Raw genomic sequence first — 18,557 nt, 5'->3', positions numbered from 1 at the left:
GCCCGGTGCCGCTCGCCCGGTAGGCTTTCCGTGTGATCTTCAAGCGCATCGGAAACGGTCGGCCGTACCCGGACCACGGCCGGGAGAGCACCCGCCAGTGGGCGGACGTCGCCCCGCGTCCGGTACGCCTCGACCAGTTGGTGACGACCAAGCAGCAGCTCGACCTCGAAACGCTGCTCGCCGAGGACTCGACGTTCTACGGTGACCTCTTCGCGCATGTCGTGAAGTGGGAGGGCGACCTCTACCTGGAGGACGGGCTGCACCGCGCGGTACGCGCGGCTCTCCAGCAACGCCAGGTACTGCACGCCCGCGTACTCGAACTGGGCTGACGCACACCCCCTGCCCAACTGGCCGGAAATCCCCTCTTCCCGCCCGGCAGCACCCAACTCGCCCTGTCCGTATTGACCCTTTTGGGTTGGGTCTCGCGCCACGCGTTGATCATTTGATAGGCACAACCCGCCTCCCGCACTACGCTGCGCCCATGAGCATGCTGACGCCCCCAGGCATGGGCGGTAAGAAGTACCGCATCACGGGCGACAGGTATCCGCGGATGCGCCGTCCCCGCCACCGTCGCCGGATCGCCCTCGCCCTTGTCGCCACGGCCTGCGCCCTCGGTCTGGCCGGCTGGGGGACCTTGCAGCTCATCGACGTCTTCGGCGGCCGTGGCAGTACCGCCCAGGCCTCCCAGGGCAAGAAGCACTGCCGGGACAGCGGCAACAAGGATGCGGCGCAGGCCAGGACGGCCGCCCAGAAACTGCCCGCACCCGGCACGCTGACCGTCAATGTCCTCAACGCCACCCCGCGCTCCGGACTCGCCAAGCAGACCGCCGACGAACTCCAGAAACGCGGCTTCAAGATCGGCAAAGTGGGCAACGCGCCCGCCGCCTACGACAAGAAGGTCAAGGGCGCCGGGATACTTCTCGGCCCCGCGGCGGCCGACGGCCCGCTGAAGGTGCTGGCCACCCAGCTCGCCGGCGCCCAGCAGAAGTCCGACGGCCGCAAGGGCGCCGAGCTCGATCTGATCATCGGCGACACCTTCAAGGCGCTGGCCCCCCAGGCGAGCGCGGCGAAGTCCCTGTCCCTGCTGACCCATCCGTCCCCGGCCCCCGCCGACGCCGCCAAGTGCTGACCGCATACGGACGGGCCCCGCACCAAACCGTGGTGCGGGGCCCGGACAATGATCAGGCGGGAAGGCCTCGGCCCGTTCAGCCGGCCGTGCCGTACATCCGGTCTCCCGCGTCGCCGAGGCCCGGCACGATGTAGCGGTCCTCGTTCAGCCGCTCGTCGACCGCCGCGGTGACCACCGTCACCGGCGTGCCGGCCAGCTCCTTCTCCATGACGGCGACGCCCTCCGGCGCGGCCAGCAGACAAATCGCGGTGACATCGTCCGCACCGCGCTTGATCAGCTCGCGGATCGCCGCGACCAGCGTGCCGCCGGTGGCGAGCATCGGGTCGACGACGTACACCTGACGGCCCGAGAGGTCATCGGGCATCCGCGTGGCGTAGGTGTGCGCCTCGTACGTCTCCTCGTTGCGGACCATGCCCATGAAGCCGACCTCGGCGGTGGGCAGCAGCCGGACCATGCCGTCCAGCATGCCCAGACCGGCCCGCAGGATCGGTACGACCAGGGGGCGCGGGTGCGACAGCCGCACACCGGTGGTCGCCGTCACCGGGGTCTGGATGTCGACCTGCTCGGTGCGCACATCACGGGTGGCCTCGTAGGCGAGCAGGGTGACCAGCTCGTCGGCGAGCCGCCGGAAGGTGGGGGAGTCGGTGCGCTTGTCGCGCAGTGTGGTGAGTTTGTGCGCCACCAGCGGGTGGTCGACGACGTGGATCCGCATGACATCGACAGTAACCGAGGCGGAAGGCGCCGACGCCCGCCGTGCGGCCCCGGCTTCCGTTCACGGCAGCACGACGTGGCCGGCATCAAACCGCCGAAAGGAGGGAAAGTGGGCACGTACGCCCGATTGGCCCGTCCCGTCGCCGGGCGAAGATCCTGCCCGAGGTGGTGCATGGGTGCCCGACCGTCAGCGGACCGATGACACGAACGAGGCCGTCTCCGGGAGCGAGGACGCGGCCCCGGACACCGGTGCGGAAGCGGCGCGCCGACGGCGCCGCGCACAATTTCTGCGGGAACTGCACGAGGCCAAGGAGCTGCGCAACCGCGTCCAGCCGCGCCGCGCACGGGCCGAACGGATGCGCCAGGCCATGCGGATGCGCACATTCCGCTGGTAGCGGAACACCCCCGCGCCCCGCCCGCACTGCGGCACGTGAGCGACATCTCTCACAACCTCCGCACGACGCAGCGCCGAAGACCCCGCGCGACGGCGTTGTTTCTGCCACGATTCCGAAGGGGCGGGACCAACGGCGTGCAGCGCCGCCCCGCCCGGCCCGGCACGCCTATGACCAGTGGGAGAGTCACGGTGTACTTCGCCGCACTGCTCGCGCGCACCGAAGACGGGTGGGAAGCGAGCGATACGGAGCTCGACGATGTGGAGACGCTGACCGATCTGGCCGATCTGGCCCGAGAGGCAGCCGTCGACGACGACACGGTGGTGGCCTTCATCGAGCAGGACGACGCCTGGTTCGGCGTCGTCCGGGTGGACGGCGAGGAGGACCCGCGGGTCTTCCTCTCCAATGCCGCCGCCGCCGCCAGAAGCTCGTACGGCGCGATGCTGGCCGACGAGCTGCTCGGCCGCGATGAGGACGACGCGGACGATGACCTCGACAGCCTCGACCTGGACGGCACGGAGGACGGCGAACCCGAATCGGACGACAACGTGGACGACGACGACCCCCTGGAGGCCGTGAACGGCTCGGACGGCCCGCCGCGCGGCCCGCTCGGCGATGCCGCCCTGCTGGCCGACCTGGGTGTCGGCGAGAAGGAGCTGCTGGCCCTCGACGGTGATGCGCTGAGCACCATCGCCGACTCGCTGGGCTGCACGGAGGTCCTGGAAGCCGTGCGCTGAGCCGGCCGGGCCGGACCCGCGCCCCCAGGGACCGGGTCCCGCCCCCGGTCGCGTCCCCGACACTGGGGACATGACCGTCCCCCCATCCGCCTCTCACCCCTCCCCCGCTCCCGACCCGCTGCGCGATCCCTGGATCGCACCGATGCGGCAGGCGCTGGGCGAGGCCGCCCGCGCCCCCGGGACCGGTGACGTCCCGGTGGGCGCCGTCGTGCTGTCCGCGGACGGCACGGTCCTCGGCACCGGCCACAACGCGCGTGAGGCCACCGGCGATCCGACCGCGCACGCCGAGATCCTCGCGCTGCGGGCAGCGGCCCGGACCCTCCGGGAGGGGGCCGCGCTCCCGGAGTCCGCGGGAGGCGGCGGGCGGCGGGCGGGCGACTGGCGGCTGACCGACTGCACGCTCGTCGTCACCCTCGAACCGTGCACGATGTGTGCCGGCGCGATCGTGCTCTCCCGCGTCGACCGGGTCGTCTACGGCGCCCGCGACGCCAAGGCCGGCGCGGCCGGCTCCCTCTGGGACGTCGTACGTGACCGGCGCCTCAATCACCGCCCCGAGGTCATCACCGGCGTCCTCGAAGCCGACTGTGCGGCCCTGCTCACCGACTTCTTCCGCGACCGCTGACCGGCGGCCCGCCCCTCCCGGGAATCCGATTTCGGCGCACGGCCACCCGTGGGCTAAGCTCTCTCTCGGTAGCGTGTCCGAGCGGCCGAAGGAGCGCGCCTCGAAAGCGCGTGAGGGGGCAACTCCTCCGTGGGTTCAAATCCCACCGCTACCGCTCAGAGGGCAAGGGCCCCGATCTTCACGGATCGGGGCCCTTGTCGTTTCCGGGCCCCTCGTCGTTTCCGGGGCTCTCGTCGTCCGGGGCGCAGCGGAGAGGGGCGGCAGGGCGACCGTCCGCCCCGGCCCGGCGGGGTGCGTCACCGCGGGTCCGCCGGTCCCGCCTGCGCTGCCGTTGCCCCGGTCCAGACGATCTCGTAGTACTTCACTCGTTGGTCCTCCCCGGCAGGCAGCATTCCGGCCGCCGTCATGACGCGCTGGGAGGCGATGTTGTCGTGGTCGGCGTCGCCCTTGACGCAGGTGATGCCGCGCGCCCGCGCGAACAGCAGCAGCTCCCGGAGCGCTTCGGAGGCGTATCCGTTGCCTCGTGTGGACGGGATCAGACCGTAGCCGATCGTGACGCCGCCGCTGTCGTCCGGCGGCCCGTGGAAGCCCAGGCCGCCGATCGCCTGTCCGTCCGCGCGGCGACGGATCTCATAGGGCCCGAACGGCTGGGAATTGCCGCTGTGCGCGCAGCGGTTCAGGAAGTCCGTAGCCGATTTCACATCCCCCTCGGTGGGGTAGCCGGGCGACCATCGGTCACTGTCCCGCGGTGTGCCCGCCACCATCCGCTGCGCCTCGATGACGCTCATCGGGTGGAGTATCAGCCGGGCCGTCACAAGGTCGTCCATGGCACGGAGGAGTACCACGCGGGAGGCCTGCACCGCCCGTGGATTTCCGTGCCGTTGGGGCCGTCGTCCGTGGGGTGCCGCGACAAACACGCCTGATGGAAGCCGTCGAAGGACGGCGTAGAGCGAAAGCGGCACCAAGCAAAAGCGGCGCGCCCGCCGGAGCGGACGCGCCGCGGGGCCGAGGCGGCCCGTGGGGCACCGATCAGGCGTCGCGGCGGTTCCGCGCGCGGCGGAAGAAGCGCACGATCAGCCAGATCACCAGGATCATGACGACGAGGAAGAGGACGAACAGCACGATCAAGAAGATGCCGAGCTTCTTGAAGAAGCCGCCCTTCTTCTTCACCTTCGACTTCCACTTCGACGTCTTGGACTTCTTGGACTTGAAGACCGTCTTGACCGCAGTCGAGTGGTGCGCGCTGTGGTGGCGGTACGCGGCGGGCTGCGCGGGCGCGGCGGCGAGCCGGGAGGCGCCGGCGCTTTGGCCCTGGGCGCTCGCGGTGGCCGTCGTGCGTGCGCCGTCCACCGCGCTGCGGCCCGCCGCCGTTGCCGGTGCGACGGCCGCGGCCAGCAGGCCGACCAGCAGCGCCAGCACGATGGCCGGCCGCCGCCGGGTCAGCGGAGACCGGGGTCCCCTCCGGGCCGGACGGGCAGCCGCGTGGGACGAATCGGTCTCGCGCGATACGGAGTTCATGGGCATTCTTCGGTTCCCCCTAGAGACGGGCGTTCAGCCATTATGGGCGGTGGCGGCCACTCCGGCCGAGGTCTCGACTTCGAGGAGGGAGGCGCTGTGCCGCTCCTCGTCGAAGGCGGCGCGGCCGCCCCGTAGCCCGAACAGCCGCTTGGTGAGCGCGATGTAGAGCACTGCGAGGATGTTGATCACCAGCGTGGCGATCTTGAGCCAGCTGACCTTCTCGGTCAGCTCGTAGATCTCCAGCGGCAGGAAGGCCGCCGTCGCCACCACCGTCAGATACTCCGCCCACCGCTTGGCGCGCCACAGGCCCACGCCCTCGATGATCTCCACCAGGGCGTACACCAGCAGCAGCACGGCCACCAGCAGCAGCGTGGAGTGGCGGTAGCCGAAGGTCTTCTGGATGGTGCCGACGACCGGTGAGTGGTCCAGGTCGTAGTGGAAATGCCGGGCCACCGGGCGGAGCACGGCGATGTACTCGTCGAAGAACCGGCGGACCGCGTCCTTGCGGTTGCTGAACTGCCAGACGCCGACCGCGGCCAGGACGATGAACACCCCGCGCACCGCCCGCTCGACGGCCAGGAACCGCAGGATGAACAGATCGCGCAGGACCTTGCCGCGCGGGACCAGCGGGGCGTCGGCGGCCGGCCCGGAGCCGTGCGGGTCACCGAGGGCGAAGTCGCCGCAGCGCAGACAGCGCCAGGCCTCGCCGAGAGCGGTGGCCGCGCGCAGCTTGTCCCGGAGGTGTTCCTCGTGCGGGAGGTAGGTGATGTGCCCGCGGCGCGCGCAGGTACGCCGGTCCCAGTCGATCTTCATCGTTGGAGCCCGTCTTCCTTTCGTCGTCCCCCGCGGCCGCTTGCCGCGGTACGACACTGCCGCCGCGCGTGCTCATGTGTCGTGCGTGTCGTGTACATGATGCATGCTCCCGGCCGGCCAGGTACTTCGCGGCGCATGACGTCCGGAGGTGTCCGCGTCCTACCGGGTGGGAGACGCGGGGTGCGTTCCTCTTGGTTGCGGCCAGTTGGTCGCGGCCGGGCACCCGAGAGGAACGCACCCCGGGGACTCGTGGCCGCGGACTCCGGCGGCCGCGTGCGGCGCGCGCGGCCGCCGCATACGACGGAGCCCCGCCTCCGGGCCGTGTCCTGGGACCCCCCGTGGAAACCAGGGATGGCGCGGAGGCGGGGCTCCTGTTCGGTCGGGGGAGCGGGCGTCAGGAGACGACCACTCCCCCGGTTGCGGACCGGACCCCCAAGTCCGCGCCATCGTCACGCGGACGATCTTGGCGCGGACCCCGCAGTGAGGTCCTGGTCCGGGCCCGTGGATTCCTGCCAGATCCACGGCGCCGCCTCATTCATGGTGCCTCGGACAGGCCGCCCCAACAGGCAGGCAAAAGGCCTCCCTTGGCAGGCCTTTGGTCCATAAAGTCCGGATCAGTGCCGGGGCCCGGGTGCCGCGACCCGGCGGGGCCGCCCGAGCGGAGCCCGTAGGCCCGGCTCCCGCGATCGAACACGTGTGGTTACACTCGCCCGACTGCAACGGGGACGTGCAGGCATTGCCGGTAGGGGACTGCGTAGGGGAGACGGGACTGATGGCGCAGGCGAAGAAGATCGCGTTGTACATGATCATCGTCTTCGTGCTGTACACGATCATCACCTCCCCGCAGCGGGCCGCCGAAATGGTCCAGATAGGGTTCGAGGGCATATCGTCCGCCGCTCAGGGCGTCGGCCAGTTCATGACCCAGCTGATCAAATAGGGATCGTCCGGTCCGACCCGGCGGGCCCTGGGGCCACCCGAGGGACCGGCCCGCGATCGGCCGGCACCCCAGCCCGGCCCAGTCGGCCCACCGGACCGGCTGCGCCTCGTCCGCCGCACGGAGGCCCCCAGTGATCCGCCACCTGGTCCTGTTCAAGCTCAATGAAGGTGTCTCCCGCGACGAGGAGCGGGTGCAGGCCGGCGTCCGCGCCTTCGCGGCGCTGGAGGGCGAGATCCCGGAGCTGGCGTTCTGGGAGTGCGCCTGGAACATCACCGACCGCCCGATCGCCTACGACTTTGCGATCAACTCCGCCGTGGCCGACAAGGACGCCCTCACGCGCTATATCGAGCATCCGGCCCACCAGGCGGCCGCTGCCCAGTGGCGCGAATTCGCCACCTGGGTGATCGCCGACTACGAATTCTGAGCCGCGGCACCTCCGTACCGCGCCCAGCCGAGCCCCTCGCCCCCTGTGGGCGGGGGGCTTCGCCGTACCCCCGGGCGCCACCCGCCCCCCGGCCGCCCCGCACCCACTCAACTCTCTGTTCAACACGGCGTTATGGGGTGCTTGCACACAGTGCACATGTCTTGTGATGCTATGACCGCTTTTGCCGGATACATGCACTGTGAAGGGTGGCGTGACCGTGACGGCCCGTACTGCGCCCAAGGCTCCATCCCGCGAGAGCCGAAGCGCGGACACGCGGGCGCTCACGCAGGTGCTGTTCGCGGAGTTGACGGACCTCGAACCGGGCACCCCCGAGCACACCCGGGTCCGTGCCGCGCTGATCGAAGCCAATCTGCCGCTGGTCCGCTATGCCGCGGCGCGCTTCCGCAGCCGCAACGAGCCCATGGAGGACGTCATCCAGGTCGGCACCATCGGCCTGATCAATGCGATCGACCGGTTCGATCCGGACCGGGGCGTCCAGTTCCCCACCTTCGCCATGCCCACTGTCGTCGGCGAGATCAAACGCTACTTTCGAGACAATGTCCGCACGGTCCATGTGCCGCGCCGCCTGCACGAGCTCTGGGTGCAGGTCAACGGTGCAACGGAGGACCTGACGGTGCTGCACGGCCGCTCCCCCACCACCGCCGAGATCGCCGAGCGGCTGAAGATCGGCGAGGACGAGGTGCTGGCCTGCCTGGAGGCAGGCCGCTCGTATCACGCCACCTCACTGGAGGCCGCCCAGGAGGGCGACGGCCTGCCCGGCCTGCTCGACCGCCTCGGATACGAGGACCCGGAGCTGGCCGGCGTCGAGCACCGCGACCTCGTACGGCATCTCCTGGTCCAGCTTCCCGAGCGCGAGCAGCGGATCCTTCTGCTGCGTTACTACAGCAATCTGACGCAGTCACAGATCAGTGCGGAGCTAGGGGTGTCGCAGATGCATGTCTCGCGGCTACTGTCGCGGAGCTTCGCCCGGCTGCGATCCGCAAACAGGATCGAGGCCTAACCGGGACGGGCGACCCGTCCCCGTACAGCCTGCGCAGATATGTCGACATGGCGCTACAGCGTGTTGCCGACATGTGACATTCTGCTGGAACCGCGTTTGCCGTAGCGCTGCCTCCGGTATTCAGGTGGAGGCATCACTCCTCGGTCCACCCCGGTCCGAGGACGCCACAGCGACCCGACCGCGACCTCAAGGGGGTGGCATGTCCGTAGAACTGGGCAGCTCGAAGGTGCTTCCCGCGATTCCCGCGCCCGCACCACACGTGCATGACGACGACGCCATCAACACCCGCACGCTCTCCCGCTCCCTGTTCCTGCGGCTGGCCTCGCTCGACAAGGACTGCGCGGAACGTACGTACGTCCGAGACACGCTCATCGAACTGAACCTCCCTCTGGTGCGTTACGCCGCGGCCCGCTTCCGCAGCCGCAACGAACCGATGGAGGACATCGTCCAGGTCGGCACGATCGGCCTGATCAAGGCGATCGACCGTTTCGACTGCGAACGCGGCGTGGAATTCCCGACGTTCGCGATGCCGACCGTGGTCGGCGAGATCAAGCGCTTCTTCCGCGACACGTCATGGTCGGTACGGGTCCCGCGCCGGCTCCAGGAGCTCCGGCTCGCCCTCACCAAGGCCAGCGACGAGCTCTCCCAGAAGCTGGACCGCTCCCCGACCGTCCCCGAACTGGCCCTGTGCCTGGGGGTGTCGGAGGAGGACGTGGTCGACGGCCTGGCCGTCGGCAACGCGTACACCGCCTCCTCGCTCGACTCCCCCTCCCCCGAGGACGACGGCGGCGAGGGCTCCCTCGCGGACCGCCTCGGCTACGAGGACACCGCCCTGGAGGGCGTGGAGTACCGCGAGTCCCTCAAGCCCCTGCTGGCCAAACTCCCGCCCCGCGAGCGCCAGATCATCATGCTGCGCTTCTTCGCCAACATGACGCAGTCCCAGATCGGCGAGGAGGTCGGCATCTCCCAGATGCACGTCTCCCGTCTACTCACCCGCACCCTGGCGCAGCTGCGCGAGGGCCTCATCTCCGACTGAGGAACGGTCCGCCGAGGGGCCCGCAAGGCGCTCAGTGCCGCTCGGCGGACAGTTGTAAAGCTTCGGGGAGGAAGGGCGGGGGCGTGGCGCGAGAGGCGCGCGCCCGGCCGCATGAGGGGCCGCACGAGGCTGGTGAGCGTGTGCGGGCGTGTGCGTCTTTCTGGGTGTGCCGTTGGTGGGTCGTCATCCGCGGGTCGCCCCCTCCGTGTGCCGCCCTCTTTGGGTCCCTGTCTTTGGGTCCCTGTCTTTGGGTCCCTGTCTTTGGGTCCCTGTCTTTGGGTCCCTGTCTTTGCGGACCTGTCCGTGGGTCCCTGTCTTTGCGGACCTGTCCGTGGGTCCCGTCTGCCGGCCCTTTCGCGCGTCCCGTCCGTGGTGCCCTCGTGGATTGCTGAACGCGGCCCGTGGACCGAGAACTGGCGCGGGCCTTGGCTTCCTGCCCGTCCTGGGCCGTCGACCGCGCGCCCCGTCGCGTCCGGCCCCGGGTCGCCGAGGAATCATCCAGCCCGGCGTCCGACCTCTGTACACCTGACGCATCGTCAGCAACACTGACCCGATGCGACGGACGACGACTGTGGCCTCCGCCTCTGCGGCCGTGCTGTGTCTGGGTGCGCTGCTCGCCGGCTGCGGGAGCGCGGCCGACGAGGGCTATGTCGCGGTGGGCGCGGCAGGCCCCGCCGATGGTCAGGCGCCGACACGGGCCGTACCGCCCGGGGAGGGCGTGGAGCTGACGCCGCTGGACGGCCACGGGGGCCGCAGGGGCGGCAACGGTAGCGGCAGTGGAGACGGGAACGGCAACAACGATGGCGGTGCACCTACTGGTCGGCCCGGACCTGGGTCCCCCGTCGGATCCGGTGGGAGCGAGACGGCAGACGGCGCAGGAGCCCCCGGCAGCCCCGGTGCGTCCGGAGCGCCGCCCGGCCCCTCCGCACCACCCGCCGGGGCGCATCCCGGTCACGGCGACGCCACCCCGCCCCCGGCCCCACCGGGCGCATCCAACTCCCCCGGCCACCCCGGCGGTTCCACCCCGCCCCACGGCTCTCCCGCCCCGGAGCCGCCCTCCCCCACCATCCCGGCCGGTGCGGATGCGCCTGCCGGCCTTCTGATCGGCAAGCCCGCTCTCGCCGGCACCGACGTCCGCTGGTGCCAGAAGGTCACCCTCGACTTCCTCAACAGCGGCGACCGGCCCGTCACCGCCGGCACCGTCACCTTCGGCACCCACATCATCGGCGCCCTCGGCGTCGACTGGGCGACGATCACGTCCACCCACAAACTTCCGCTGCCGCTCGCCCCCGGGAAGAAGAAAACCGGCACCTGGCGGGTGTGCGTGGACGGCTGGCGGGTGCCGCTGGGCATGCACCTCGACACCAAGGACGTCACTTTCGGGTGGAAGTGAGGCCGCTCGCGAGGCCCGGACCGCACCCGGGCACGGTCCACGACCGTCCTGCATCACCGCCGGCGTCGCCGCCGCCCTCATCGTCGGCCTGGCTGAAAAACGCCCCTTCAGGGCGAGCCGCTCCACGTCCCTGAGGGGCGGCCCGAACCGCGTCCCTGAATAGCGATGAGTTCCGAGCGGTGCGACCGTCTTAAGAGGCACAGACGCAGCCACCGGCAGCGACCCCGTCTCAGGGAGAAGACCATGCCCAAGATCATCCCCAACCTCTGGTTCGACACCCAGGGCAAGGACGCCGCAGAGTTCTACTGCTCGGTGTTCCCGAACTCGAAGATCAAGAACGTCACCTATTACAACGACGCAGGCCCGCGACCTGCGGGGACCGTACTGACGGTCGAGTTCGAGCTCGACGGCCAGGAGTACATCGCGATCAACGGCGGTCCCGAGTTCACCTTCAGCGAGGCCATCTCCCTGATGATCAACTGTGCCGGCCAGGACGAGATCGACTACTACTGGGCCAAGCTCTCCGAAGGCGGCGAGGAAGGCCCCTGTGGCTGGCTGAAGGACAGGTACGGCCTGTCCTGGCAGGTGGCGCCCGGCGGCATGGCGGAGATGCTGAACGACCCGGATCAGGAGCGCGCGGCCCGTGCCATGAAGGCCATGTTCGGCATGAAGAAGATCGACATCGCCGCCCTCCAGGCTGCGGCCGATCAGGCCTAGAAGCCTGGAGGCCCGGCGACACCCCAGGCATCGGCTACGCGCCGCGAGAGCCCCAGCCCGGCCACGGTCCGGGGCTCGCCGCCGCACCGGGCGCGACTACCGTCCCGGACTCGCCGACGCGCCGGGAGCGGCATCACCACGGGCTCACCGACGTGCCGGAAGCGGCCATCGGCCCCGGGTTCGCCGCCCCCCCCCGGCCGCCCCACCTCAGGACCGGCTGCGATTCCGTCCCGTCCGTAGCGGGCGCGGTGCGGGACGGCCGTGTATGCGCACGTCCCGCAGCGCCCGGGTGGCCTCGTTCACGGCCGTGGGGGACGCCTCGGCGAAGACTGCCTCATGAGCGTCCGCATTGACGCGGACGGCACGCTCGGCGGTCCGCACCCCGTCCGGTGTCAGCCGGATCATGGTGCTGCGGCCGTCGTCCGGCGAGGGCTCGCGCAGGACGAGTCCGCGGCCGGTGAGGTGGTTGACGACGTTGCTGATGCCGCCGGAGGACAGCAGCAGGGACCGGGCCAGTTCGTTCGGCTTCATACGGTACGGCTCACCGGACCTGCGCAGGGCGACCAGGATGTCGAACTCGGCGACGGTCAGGCCGAGTTCGGGAAGTACGCCACGGGTGGCCGCGTCCAGGGCGCCGGCGAGCTGCGTTATCCGCTTCGACAGTTCCGTCGTCGGGCGGAGCGCATCCGGCAGCTCGGTGCGCCATGCGCTCAGCAGCGCATCGACGGGGTCGGGGACTGGTCCGGATGCTGCGGATGCTGCGGTCACCTGGGCAGGATAGATCACCATCATGATAGCTTTCTATAAAGCTTTCTTCCGAACGTGTAGAGGGTGACTTGCCATGGGAAACGAGCGCCACCACACACCGCGACTGCTTCTGCGCGGCGGCCTGGTCATCGACACCGCCCCCCACCCCGTCGTCCACCCGCACACCGATGTCCTCGTCGAGGCGGGCCGGATCGCCGCCGTGGGCCGCGACCTGCCGCTCGACGACTCCGATACCGGCCTGGAGGTGATCGACGCCCGCACGATGGTCGTGCTGCCCGGGTTCGTCGACGCCCACCGGCATCTGTGGCAGGGGGTGCTGCGGTCCGCGGCGGTCGACGCGAGCCTCGACGGCTACTTCAGCCGGGTCCTCGGTGAGCTCGCCGGCCGCTTCACGCCCGCCGACGTGCACACCGGCAATCTCCTCGGCGCGCTGGACTGCCTGGACTCGGGGATCACCACCGTCCAGGACTTCTCCCACGTCCAGTACTCGCCGGAGCACACCGCGGCCGCCGTCGAGGCGCTCCGGGAAGCGGGAATCCGCGCCGTCTTCGGCTACGGCTACCCCGTCTTCGACGAGTCCGCCCGGCAGGCCGACTGGGTCCGCAAGGCCCGCACCGCGCACTTCCCGTCGCGCGATGCGCGGGTCACGATGGCCCTGGCCCCGGTCGGCCCCTCCTTCACGCCGCCGGAGGCCGTACGGGAGGACTGGCTGCTCGCCCGCGAGCTGGGGCTCCCCGTCGCCGTCCATGTGAGCGCCGGGCCGGTGGCGATGCGGCCGATCACCGCCCTCCGGGAGGAGGGGCTGCTCACCGCGGGCACCCTGTACGTGCACGGCAATTCGCTGCCCGACTCCGAGCTGCGGCTGATCGCCGAGTCCGGCGGGGCGGTGGCGATCACGCCGGCGATCGAGGCCTCGATGCGGTTCGGCGCCCCGATGGCGGGACGGCTGCGCCGGGCGGGCATCACCACGGGGCTGGGCGCGGACGCGGTCACCTCGGCGCCGGGTGACATGTTCTCCCAGATGCGCGCCGCGTTGATGAGCAGCCACTTCGACGGAGACAGAGACGGCGACGGAGACGGTCTCGCGCTCAAGGCGGCCGATGTGCTGCGCATGGCCACCGCCGAGGGGGCCGCGGCGCTCGGCCTCGGCGAGGAGGTGGGCTCACTGGGAGTCGGCAAGCGCGCCGATCTCGTCCTGCTGCGCGCCGATGCGCTCAACCTCGCCCCGGTGGCGCACGATCCGATCGGTGCGGTGGTGACCGCCGCACACCCGGGGAACGTCGATACCGTCCTGGTGGACGGGCGGGCGGTCAAGCGCGGCGGGCGGCTGCTGTACGAGAACCTCGGCGGCGTCCTGGCCGAGGCCCACCGCGCGACCGAACGCCTCGGGGCGTCGAGCTCCTAGAGGTTCTACCCCGGAGCGTTGTTCACGCGGTTGAGGGGTCGTGGGAAGGCTTCCAGGATGACGTGCCGTGGACGGTGCCGATGGACTGGACGGCACACCCCATCCGGTCGATGGCGGCGAGGACGGCCTGGCGGGCCGCTTCACTTTCGGCGGGCGGGAACGCGACGCGGAGTTGATGCGCGTAGGCCGTCTCATACGTCAGCTGCCAGCCGGTCTCGGTGACGATGAAGTGGTCCTGCCTGCTGCCGTTGTATTCGTAGCCGCCTCGGTCCGCGGTGGGGGCGAGTGTGTCGCGCAGGATCCGGAGGCGCTCGGTGTAGGGGAGGTCTCCTTCCTCCAGGCGGACGTAGACGTGGTCGCGTTCGATCGCCGCATCGAACCAGGGGGCGACCTCCGGCTCGTGGTGCAGGAGTTCGGAGCTGAGGCGGCCACTGATCCACCCTTCGAGGAATGCGGCAGCCCCGCAGTCGAATCGTTCGTACTCGCTGTCCCGTGACCAGATCACCACCGGCCAGGACTCGGGCGGCCCCTCGGTCAGCCAGCACAATTGCGCCGAGTCGCCGGTCACTGCCCAGGTCAGCAGTCCGCCGGGTTCCGGGAAGAAGGGGTAGGGGTGCTCCTCGGGCCAGCTCTCGCGCAGCGGACCGAAGACCTCCACGAGGTCTGCTTCGAGCCGGACCGGGTTGTCGTCGCCGAACGGGGTGCACAGGCACAGCGCGCCCCAGAAGTCACCGCGCCCGTAGGTCTCGACCAGTCTTTTGTAGTCGTCCGGTAGCCGGGTGCCCAAGACCAGTTCCGTATCGGCCCAGTTGCCGCGTCCGTTGACCGCTTGGGCGGGCGGCGGTACCCGTTCGATGACGCGGGCGAGGGGGCTGTGCGCATCGATCATGGACACACCTTAGAACCGGCGTCCGGGACGGCCCGTTCACTTTATTCGGCTTCGACTCTCTTCTTCGCCATCGCTTGCCTCATGGTCCTGCTGACGGCCGGAATGGTGATCGTGGCCCATATGGACGCCGCCGAGGCAGCCGCGAACATCGGAAAGCCGCTGTGTGAGGGCCAAGGGCTGTCCCGCGATCCGTGGTGGATCAGCGAACGGCGTCAGATGCGGTGCATCGCAAGGCTGTGTGAAGCGCTGCGGATCGCGGAGAGCAGGGGCGGGCTCGTGACGTAGCCGGCGGGCGGAAAGATCAAGGGCCCGGCATCATGATGCCGGGCCCCGTGCGCGTGAAGAAAGCTGCGGAGAGCGTCGTCAGGCCAGCGCCAGCCACGCCGCGCCCGCGACGACCAGAACCGCGACGATCACGCCGACGATGACGCCCACCCGGGGGCCGGCCGACTGCTGCGGGGCCGGTGCGCGGCGGCTGCCGGTCTGCGGGGTGCCGCCCTCGTCCACGAAGGCGCGGAACATCTGCGTGCTGCCCGCCGGGTCGTAGTTGCCGCCGGCCTGGTTCTGCGGGTTGGTCGCCATGGGGAAGGACCCTAGCGAACCGGGGGCGGAGGGGCACCCCTGGGGCAGGTATGCGGCGCCCGCGAAGGCGCCTACGGAGCGGGGTCGGGCCGCGTACGGCGCGTCGCCGGGAGTGCGGCCGGGTCGTCTGGGGGTGTCCCGCTACCGACCGGTATCGGCCAGGGGCCGCCCTCTGGGCCCTCACCTGCGCCTTTACGCGGGATCTTGCACCCATTGACCAGGCCCCGGCCCAGACTTTTGGCTCCCTTTACTTCAAGCTTGGACGAATCGTTTGCCTTCAGCAACCAACTTTGCTTATGGTTGCCTCAAGCAACAAAAGATGTTGATGCGATGTGCGAGGGATGCGTGGAGGAGCTCGTGGCCGCCCACAGTCAGTACGAGGAGCTGGCCAGGCAACTCAGCGCCATCGGTGCCGTCAAGCGCGAAATGGGGCGGATGCTGCCCCAGGACTGCCCGCCCGCTTCGGCCGGGGTGCTCACCCTTCTCGACCGGCACGGCGAGATGCGGATGAGTCAGCTCGCCGAGCTGCTCGCCATCGACATGTCGGTGACCAGCCGGCATGTCGCCCACGCCGCCGAGCGTGGCTGGATCGAGCGGAAGCCCGATCCGGCGGACAAGCGGTCGCGGCTGCTGCGCCTGACGCCGAGCGGCGCGGAGCTCCTGGAGGAGCTCGCCGAGCGCTACACCGCAACGCTCGCCCGGTACCTGGACGACTGGACCGACACCGACGTCGGACACCTCACCGAACTGCTCGCCAGGCTCCGCACGAGCTTCGGCGACTGCCGCACCCGGGCGCATCACGACTCCACCACCCGTACACCCGCAGGATGAAAAGGAACTACATGGCTACGACCACACCAGCCGGTGTGCGGGGCGGCCACGCCAGGCACGGAGGCGGACATCACCACGCCTCCGACGGAGCCCCTATGACGCACCGTCAGATCATGGAGGCGCTGTCCGGGCTGCTGCTCGGCATGTTCGTCGCCATTCTGTCGTCGACGATCGTCTCCAACGCGCTGCCCGAGATCATTCATGACCTCGACGGCGGGCAGAGCGCCTACACCTGGGTCGTCACCGCCTCGCTGCTCGCGATGACCGCGACCACCCCGCTGTGGGGCAAGCTCTCCGACCTGTTCAGCAAGAAGCTGCTGGTGCAGTTCGCGCTGATCATCTATGTCGCGGGCTCGGTCGTCGCCGGTCTCTCGCAGAACACCGGCATGCTGATCGCCTGCCGCGTGGTGCAGGGCATAGGCGTGGGCGGTCTGTCCGCCCTGGCCCAGATCGTGATGGCCGCGATGATCTCGCCGCGCGAGCGCGGTCGTTACAGCGGCTACCTCGGCGCCACCTTCGCCGTCGCCACCGTCGGCGGGCCGCTGCTCGGCGGTGTCATCACCGACACCGACTGGCTCGGCTGGCGCTGGTGCTTCTACGTCGGTGTGCCGTTCGCGATCATCGCGCTGATCGTGCTCCAGAAGACCCTGAAGCTCCCCGTCGTCAGGCGCGAGGGCGTCAAGGTCGACTGGGCGGGCGCCTTCTTCATCAGCGCGGCGGTCTCCCTGCTGCTGGTGTGGGTGACGCTGGCCGGTGACAAGTACGACTGGATGTCGTGGCAGACGGCCGCGATGGTCGGCGGCGCGGTCGTGCTCGGCGCGATCTTCGTCTTCGTCGAGACCAAGGCCAAGGAGCCGATCATCCCGTTGCGGCTGTTCCGCAACAAGACGATCACCCTGGCGTCGGTGGCCTCGCTGTTCGTCGGTATCGCGATGTTCTCCGGCACCGTCTTCTTCAGCCAGTACTTCCAGCTGGCGCGTGGCAAGTCGCCGACGATGTCCGGTGTGATGACGATCCCGATGATCGCGGGTCTGTTCGTCTCCTCGACCGTCTCGGGACAGATCATCACCAAGACCGGCCGCTGGAAGGCCTGGCTGGTCTCCGGTGGTGTGCTGGTCACCGCGGGTCTCGGCCTGCTGGGCACCATCCGCTACGACACCGAGTACTGGCACATCGCGATCTTCATGGCCCTGATGGGTCTGGGCATCGGCATGATGATGCAGAACCTGGTGCTCGCCACGCAGAACCAGGTGGCGCCCGAGGACCTCGGCTCCGCCTCGTCCGTCGTGACCTTCTTCCGCTCCCTCGGTGGTGCGGTGGGCGTCTCGGCCCTCGGTGCGGTGCTCGCCAACCGCGTCACCCACTACGTCAAGGACGGCCTGGCCGACCTCGGTCCCAAGGCCGCCAAGGCCGCCGCCCACGGCGCCGGCAACAGCGGCGGGGGCATCCCGGACCTGGACGCCCTCCCGGCGCCGCTGCGCACCGTCATGGAGAGCGCCTACGGTCACGGCGTCGGCGATGTGTTCCTCTACGCGGCGCCCTGCGCGCTGCTCGCCTTCCTCTTCACCCTGTTCATCAAGGAGGTCGCGTTGAAGACGCGTGGCGGACTGTCCCAGAGCGCCGAGAGCGCCCAGGCCGCGGCCACCCCTTCGGATGCCGTGGTCCCGGACCTCGCCGCCGCCACGGCGCCGGTCGACGAGCTGGAGCCCGCCCTGGTGGGCGCCCCCTCGGTCGCCCCCGACGACGACGTGCACACGCCCTCCTGGGTGCAGCCGGCCGCCGCGACGGCCACCCAGCCGCTGGCGGCGTACGCCTCGGCCGGCGGCGGTGGCACCACCCCGGCCGGTTCCGCGATCCACGGCTTCGTGCGCAACGCGGAGGGCAGCCCCGTACCGCGCTCCGCGGTGACGCTGATCTCGCTCAGCGGGCGTCAGCTGGGCCGCGCGGTCGCCCAGGCCAACGGCTCGTATGCGCTCGACGCCCCCGGCGCCGGTTCGTACGTGCTGATCGCCGCGGCCGACGGCCACCAGCCGCAGGCGTCCACGGTCGTCGTCGGCGACCAGCCGTACGGCTACGACATCCTGCTCAGCGGCACCAGCGGCCTCGGCGGCCAGGTCCGCAGCGCGGCCACCGGTGAGCCGGTCGACGGTGCGATGGTCGTCGTTACCGACGTCCGCGGCGAGGTGCTGGCCACCGGAATGACCGGCGCCGAGGGCCACTTCGCCTTCGACGAGCTGGCGCCCGGGACCTTCACCGTCGCCGTGAACGCCGCGAACCACCGCCCGGCCGCGCTGCCGGTCGAGGTCGGCGGCCAGGGCACGACCCGGATCGAGGTCGAGCTGCTGTCCGGCGCGCGGGTGCAGGGCATCGTGCGGGCGGGCGGCCAGGACGGCGCCCGCCGCCCGCTGCCCGATGCCCGGGTCACGCTGGTGGACGCGGCGGGCAATGTCGTGGCCACCTCGACGACCGGGGAGGACGGCGCCTACGCCTTCACCGACCTGGACGCCGGCGACTACACGGTCATCGCGAGCGGCTACCCGCCGGTCGCCACCGGCCTTGCGGTCGATGCCCGCGGGGTCGACGGCTACGACGTCGAGCTCGCCCACCCCGGGGACTGAAACACCCCGGGCCC

The 18,557-nt window shown here is 70.4% G+C and carries 22 protein-coding genes and 1 tRNA gene; 16 read left to right on the top strand and 7 right to left on the bottom strand.

What is annotated here, in order from left to right; genetic code table 11:
• Window positions 1-32: 32 nt before the first annotated feature.
• Together IF67_RS0126190 and IF67_RS0126185 are read left to right on the top strand one after the other, a co-directional pair.
• Window positions 33-329, top strand: coding sequence for a type II toxin-antitoxin system VapB family antitoxin (locus IF67_RS0126190; protein ID WP_030084955.1), 297 nt, complete (start codon window positions 33-35; stop codon window positions 327-329).
• A 152-nt stretch (window positions 330-481) separates the two neighbouring features.
• On the top strand, window positions 482-1,129 hold the full coding sequence (locus tag IF67_RS0126185; protein ID WP_078889636.1) for a LytR C-terminal domain-containing protein: 648 nt from the start codon (window positions 482-484) through the stop codon (window positions 1,127-1,129).
• 76 nt (window positions 1,130-1,205) lie between these two features.
• On the opposite strand, the gene upp is transcribed toward IF67_RS0126185, so the two are convergent.
• A complete protein-coding gene (gene upp / locus IF67_RS0126180; RefSeq protein ID WP_030989645.1) occupies window positions 1,206-1,841 on the bottom strand; it encodes a uracil phosphoribosyltransferase in 636 nt (211 codons plus the stop codon).
• A 175-nt stretch (window positions 1,842-2,016) separates the two neighbouring features.
• On the opposite strand from upp, the gene IF67_RS0126175 reads away from it, so the two are divergent.
• The 4 genes from IF67_RS0126175 (at window position 2,017) to IF67_RS0126160 (ending at window position 3,745) form a co-directional block, all read left to right on the top strand.
• Window positions 2,017-2,235, top strand: coding sequence for a hypothetical protein (locus IF67_RS0126175; protein WP_030989643.1), 219 nt, complete (start codon window positions 2,017-2,019; stop codon window positions 2,233-2,235).
• Between the two features lie 188 nt (window positions 2,236-2,423).
• Window positions 2,424-2,969, top strand: coding sequence for a hypothetical protein (locus tag IF67_RS0126170; RefSeq protein ID WP_030989640.1), 546 nt, complete (start codon window positions 2,424-2,426; stop codon window positions 2,967-2,969).
• Between the two features lie 70 nt (window positions 2,970-3,039).
• Complete coding sequence (gene tadA, locus IF67_RS0126165; protein ID WP_078889635.1) at window positions 3,040-3,591, top strand: tRNA adenosine(34) deaminase TadA; 552 nt, start codon at window positions 3,040-3,042, stop codon at window positions 3,589-3,591.
• Window positions 3,592-3,658: 67 nt separating this feature from the next.
• Window positions 3,659-3,745 (top strand) — tRNA-Ser (locus IF67_RS0126160).
• A gap of 142 nt (window positions 3,746-3,887) precedes the next feature.
• Here IF67_RS0126160 and IF67_RS0126155 read toward each other — a convergent pair.
• From IF67_RS0126155 to IF67_RS0126145, 3 genes are all read right to left on the bottom strand, one after another.
• The gene (locus tag IF67_RS0126155; RefSeq protein WP_030989637.1) at window positions 3,888-4,418 is read right to left on the bottom strand and encodes a GNAT family N-acetyltransferase; all 531 of its coding nucleotides are present in this window, start codon (window positions 4,416-4,418) and stop codon (window positions 3,888-3,890) included.
• 202 nt (window positions 4,419-4,620) lie between these two features.
• Window positions 4,621-5,109 carry a hypothetical protein gene (locus IF67_RS0126150; RefSeq protein ID WP_051818618.1) on the bottom strand — a complete coding sequence of 163 codons (489 nt, stop codon included), beginning with the start codon at window positions 5,107-5,109 and terminating at the stop codon, window positions 4,621-4,623.
• Between the two features lie 33 nt (window positions 5,110-5,142).
• Entirely contained in the window at window positions 5,143-5,922 is a 780-nt protein-coding gene (locus IF67_RS0126145; RefSeq protein WP_030989633.1) for a DUF2127 domain-containing protein, read from the bottom strand.
• 727 nt (window positions 5,923-6,649) lie between these two features.
• Here IF67_RS0126145 and IF67_RS43900 point away from each other — a divergent pair.
• From IF67_RS43900 to IF67_RS0126115, 6 genes are all read left to right on the top strand, one after another.
• A complete protein-coding gene (locus tag IF67_RS43900; RefSeq protein WP_158713169.1) occupies window positions 6,650-6,859 on the top strand; it encodes a hypothetical protein in 210 nt (69 codons plus the stop codon).
• 130 nt (window positions 6,860-6,989) lie between these two features.
• Window positions 6,990-7,283, top strand: a complete 294-nt coding sequence (locus IF67_RS0126135) for a Dabb family protein (protein WP_030989631.1) — start codon at window positions 6,990-6,992, stop codon at window positions 7,281-7,283.
• 211 nt (window positions 7,284-7,494) lie between these two features.
• Window positions 7,495-8,304, top strand: coding sequence for an RNA polymerase sigma factor SigF (locus tag IF67_RS0126130; RefSeq protein ID WP_030084976.1), 810 nt, complete (start codon window positions 7,495-7,497; stop codon window positions 8,302-8,304).
• Window positions 8,305-8,503: 199 nt separating this feature from the next.
• A complete protein-coding gene (locus tag IF67_RS0126125) occupies window positions 8,504-9,340 on the top strand; it encodes an RNA polymerase sigma factor SigF (RefSeq protein WP_030084977.1) in 837 nt (278 codons plus the stop codon).
• A gap of 553 nt (window positions 9,341-9,893) precedes the next feature.
• Entirely contained in the window at window positions 9,894-10,733 is an 840-nt protein-coding gene (locus tag IF67_RS0126120; protein WP_051818616.1) for a hypothetical protein, read from the top strand.
• A gap of 243 nt (window positions 10,734-10,976) precedes the next feature.
• A complete protein-coding gene (locus IF67_RS0126115) occupies window positions 10,977-11,450 on the top strand; it encodes a VOC family protein (protein WP_030989627.1) in 474 nt (157 codons plus the stop codon).
• Between the two features lie 207 nt (window positions 11,451-11,657).
• Here IF67_RS0126115 and IF67_RS0126110 read toward each other — a convergent pair whose 3' ends face one another.
• Window positions 11,658-12,218 carry a MarR family winged helix-turn-helix transcriptional regulator gene (locus IF67_RS0126110; RefSeq protein WP_234341341.1) on the bottom strand — a complete coding sequence of 187 codons (561 nt, stop codon included), beginning with the start codon at window positions 12,216-12,218 and terminating at the stop codon, window positions 11,658-11,660.
• A 73-nt stretch (window positions 12,219-12,291) separates the two neighbouring features.
• Between IF67_RS0126110 and IF67_RS0126105 the strand changes: the two genes are divergently transcribed.
• Window positions 12,292-13,623, top strand: coding sequence for an amidohydrolase family protein (locus IF67_RS0126105; RefSeq protein WP_030989624.1), 1,332 nt, complete (start codon window positions 12,292-12,294; stop codon window positions 13,621-13,623).
• Window positions 13,624-13,645: 22 nt separating this feature from the next.
• On the opposite strand, the gene IF67_RS0126100 is transcribed toward IF67_RS0126105, so the two are convergent.
• A complete protein-coding gene (locus tag IF67_RS0126100; protein WP_030989622.1) occupies window positions 13,646-14,512 on the bottom strand; it encodes an SMI1/KNR4 family protein in 867 nt (288 codons plus the stop codon).
• An 81-nt stretch (window positions 14,513-14,593) separates the two neighbouring features.
• On the opposite strand from IF67_RS0126100, the gene IF67_RS0126095 reads away from it, so the two are divergent.
• The gene (locus tag IF67_RS0126095; RefSeq protein ID WP_158713168.1) at window positions 14,594-14,797 is read left to right on the top strand and encodes a hypothetical protein; all 204 of its coding nucleotides are present in this window, start codon (window positions 14,594-14,596) and stop codon (window positions 14,795-14,797) included.
• Window positions 14,798-14,875: 78 nt separating this feature from the next.
• Here IF67_RS0126095 and IF67_RS0126090 read toward each other — a convergent pair whose 3' ends face one another.
• Window positions 14,876-15,094 carry a hypothetical protein gene (locus tag IF67_RS0126090; RefSeq protein WP_030989618.1) on the bottom strand — a complete coding sequence of 73 codons (219 nt, stop codon included), beginning with the start codon at window positions 15,092-15,094 and terminating at the stop codon, window positions 14,876-14,878.
• Between the two features lie 357 nt (window positions 15,095-15,451).
• Between IF67_RS0126090 and IF67_RS0126085 the strand changes: the two genes are divergently transcribed.
• Together IF67_RS0126085 and IF67_RS0126080 are read left to right on the top strand one after the other, a co-directional pair.
• Window positions 15,452-15,925 (top strand): MarR family winged helix-turn-helix transcriptional regulator, encoded by a 474-nt coding sequence (locus IF67_RS0126085; protein WP_030989616.1) that lies wholly within the window; start codon window positions 15,452-15,454, stop codon window positions 15,923-15,925.
• 11 nt (window positions 15,926-15,936) lie between these two features.
• Window positions 15,937-18,543, top strand: a complete 2,607-nt coding sequence (locus tag IF67_RS0126080) for an MFS transporter (RefSeq protein ID WP_030989614.1) — start codon at window positions 15,937-15,939, stop codon at window positions 18,541-18,543.
• The last annotated feature ends 14 nt before the right edge of the window (window positions 18,544-18,557 follow it).

The organism is Streptomyces sp. NRRL S-1813, assembly GCF_000719605.1.
Classification (GTDB): Bacteria; Actinomycetota; Actinomycetes; order Streptomycetales; family Streptomycetaceae; genus Streptomyces; species Streptomyces decoyicus.
The sequence above is the reverse complement of the archived record's forward strand: the minus strand, read 5'-3'. Positions and strand labels throughout refer to the sequence as shown.